Origin of the sequence: Agromyces humi (assembly GCF_009720255.1) — a bacterium.
GTDB lineage: Bacteria > Actinomycetota > Actinomycetes > Actinomycetales > Microbacteriaceae > Agromyces > Agromyces humi.
This window is the reverse complement of record NZ_WJSP02000392.1, coordinates 1-3271: the sequence shown is the minus strand read 5'-3', so window position 1 is coordinate 3271 and position 3271 is coordinate 1. Positions and strand designations below refer to the sequence as shown.

Sequence of the window (3271 nt, the reverse complement as noted above, 5' to 3'; positions counted from 1 at the left end):
GCTGACCGACGTGGAATCCTCCGACACGGTGCCGTCGTCGGCGTAGGACCGTCGGAGGGCCGAAGGACAGCGCCACCCGCAGCCCACTAGCCTGAGCCCATGGATCCCGTGGCGACCACGCAGGTGGGCCAGGGTGCGTGCGTCACTTGACTGCTCCCGCGCGAGGTCGTGCGCGAGGCGCTCCGCCGCCTCGAGTCGCAGGGCGTCGACCTCTCGAACCCCGTCATGGTCGGCGACCGCGGCTACGACACCCTCGCCCGGTGCCGCGACGGCGACGGCCTCGTCCTCCTCGACCGCGGCATCCGTCGACAGCAGGGCGTCGTAGTCGGCGTACTCGTCGCACGACGCGGTGAGCGCCCGGCTCGTGCCGCCCGCCACGCCGATGCCGACCACGTAGCGGCCGAGCCGCTTGGCCTTCTGCGCGAGCGCCACGTAGTCGGAGTCACCTGCGACGATGACGATGTGCGAGAGGTCGTCGATGCGGAACATGTCCTCGACCGCGTCGACGGCGAGGCGGATGTCGGCACCGTTCTTCGTCGCCGAGAGCGGGAACAGCTGCACCAGGTCGACGGCGCGGTCGATGAGCTGACCGCGGTAGCTCGCGTTCACGGGGGTCGACCAGTCGGCGTAGGCGCGGGCGATCGCGATCGTGCCGAACGTCGCGGCGAAGTCGAGCACCGCGTCGATGTCGACCGTCGCGGTGACGAGGCGCTCGGCGGTCTGCGTCCCGGCGCTGGCCGCCCGGCCGCGCGAGGTGTCCTTGCGGTAGGCGCCCTCGCCGTGCACCTGGTCGTAGCGCGAGATGACGATGTTGTCGAAGTCGAAGTAGAGGGCCACGCGGGGCTCTGCGGAGGTGGGCATGTCGACCTTCCGTCGATGAGTGCGTGCTCCCGATGCTAGCCCCGTGCGCCGACGGGGGTCTCGCGCGCGGCCTGCGTCAGCCCGACGGTCGGTGCGTGACGGCCGCCGTGAAGTCGCCCGTGTTGCCCTCGGGCGTGTTGTCGTTCACGCCGAGCCAGAGCCGACCGCCGACTGGGCACTTGTAGGTCGTCGCCAACCCCACGGAGAAGAGTTCGTCCACCGTGTCGAGGCTGCCGATGAGCGCCAATGGGTGCACCGAGAGGCTGACCGCCGAGTCGGAGTGCTCGCCCGAGAGCATCCCGTCGGGTCCCGAGTTCGTGTTCTCCGTCTCGAACCAGGCCCGCCCGCTCGCCCGGATGTTGAACGTGTCGCCGGCCGCGCACGAGATGCCCGTGTCCGTCCAGGGCTGGTCGACCTCGACCGTGACTTCCGTCATCACGGGCTGTCCGCCGTTGCCCTGCCCGTTGCCGCTCCCGGGCCCGCCGGTATCGGGGCGCAGCAGCAGTGCGGCGGTCACGCCGCCGCCGATCGCGACGATCCCGATCGCCCCCGCGACGAGCCAGGCCTTGCGGCGGGGTGGCGGGACGGCCTTGACACGCTCCTCCGGCATCGACGCGATGTCGAAGAGTCGGGTGTCCTCACCGCGCAGGTACAGCACGGGCGTGATCCATTCCAGCGTGCCGCGACTCAGGCCGAGGATGCCGATGCGTCCGCTGCGCACCGCCTCGTCGATGCCGCGCCCGTGCGCGAGCGCCTTGTAGAAGCCACGCGCGAACGCGATCGCGGCATCATCGCTGATCGAGTACTGCATCGCGGCGACCGCGTGGATGCCGCTGTGCGCGAGCGCCGCCGCGGTGCCGGAGAAGAGGTCGACGGTTCCGGATGCCCCGGACTGGCACGAGTTCAGCACCACGAGGCGCGGCGTGGGCTCCGCCTCGTCGAGGAGGTCGGCGAGCCTCGAAGCCGGCACGTAGTCGACGCGGCCCGTGCGGCCGACGAACGCGAGGACGCCCTCGTCGGTCTCGGTGTCGTACCCGCCGTGGCCGATGAAGTGCAGCACGTGCCACTCCTCCTCGAGGAGCTTGTCGTGCACGCCCATCCAGCTGACGTCGTCGAGCCAGTGCAGCTCGACCCGCCCTGCGTCCAGGTGCGGTCGGAGCGCCTCCTCGAGGCGGCCGCGCTCCGCCTCGACATCGAGCGCCGGCAGCCCCGCCGGCGACGAGATCATGCCCAGCACCTTCAGCGGCGGCGTGATCGTGAGCGCCGGCGGCGAGAACGGCGCCGGCACGTGCCGCACGAGCGGCTCCTTCAGGCAGAGGTACGCCTGCGTCTCGGGGTCGAACATGGCCTCCCATGGAAGCGCCGCGAGGCCTGGCGCGTCGAGCCGGAGCGCGATCTGCACGCCCTTCCCGCGTTCGGCGGCGACGGCTGCGCTCGTGCGGTAGGCGGTGCGGATGTCCCCGGCGAATGTCGCGTCGAACAGCCGCACGCCCACCTCCTGCACCGCGGCCTCGGTGTCCGACATGATCCGCCGGGCCGAGACCGACGACGACAGGATGCTCGCCTCGACGTGCGGCCGCTGCGCGACGAGCTCGTCGACGTCGAGCGTGATCGTCTCGACCGGCTCGCCGCCGCCGACGGAACGGAGGACGCGAACGACGTAGGCGCCGGGCTCCGGTCCCGGCCCGATCTCCAGTTCGATCGACGTGTCCATGGAACTCACCTCACGGTGCGGGGTCGTGGGTGCTTCCGGGGGCGACCACCCCGGTCAGCCCTCCCAGAGAGTGACGGTCGCCTGGAACTCGCCGCTGTTGCCGTCGAGGTTGGTGTCGTTGATGCCGAGGTACAGCTGGCCGCCGGCGTGGCAGGTGTAGGTCGTGCCGGAGCCGACGGGGAACATCTCGGGGATGCTGTCGAAGCCGCCGATGACCGACGCGGTGTTCGCATCGGCATACACGCGCGCCTCGGGGTGCTCTCCGGCTGTCAGGCCGTCGGGGCCGACGAGCGATTCGGCGCTCGCGTCGTGCCACGCAGTGCCCGTCACCGTGATCTCGAACACCTCACCGGGTTCGCACCAGAGGCCGGTGTCGGTCCAGTCTGCGTACATCGGCACGTTGAGGTCGACGGTGAGCGGCTCGATCACCTCGTCGTCGACGAATCCGTCGTCGACGACGGACTGGTCGTCGACGACGGACTGGTCGTCGGCGACATCCGTCGTACCGCCGTCGTCGGGGCGGAGGAGGGCGTAGCCGCCGATGGCAGCGCCGATGGCGACCACCGCGATCGCTCCGACGATCAGCCACGGCTTCGCGCTGCCCCGCCGCCGCTCGGGAGGAGTCGGAGCAGGCGGGGACGTCGGGGGAGTCGTCGGCGTCCCGGGCGTGCGCCCCGGCGGCGGTGGCGAGGTCGG

Annotated in this window: 3 protein-coding genes; all 3 read right to left on the bottom strand. The window is 71.4% G+C overall.

What is annotated here, in order from left to right:
• The coding region (locus tag GH736_RS19675) for an NYN domain-containing protein (protein ID WP_159606353.1) at nucleotides 1-861 on the bottom strand (861 nt) is incomplete at its 3' end.
• A gap of 76 nt (nucleotides 862-937) precedes the next feature.
• Nucleotides 938-2575, bottom strand: a complete 1638-nt coding sequence (locus tag GH736_RS19670; protein ID WP_159606351.1) for a CHAT domain-containing protein — start codon at nucleotides 2573-2575, stop codon at nucleotides 938-940.
• 54 nt (nucleotides 2576-2629) lie between these two features.
• Nucleotides 2630-3139, bottom strand: coding sequence for a hypothetical protein (locus GH736_RS19665; protein WP_159606349.1), 510 nt, complete (start codon nucleotides 3137-3139; stop codon nucleotides 2630-2632).
• Nucleotides 3140-3271 lie beyond the last annotated feature (132 nt).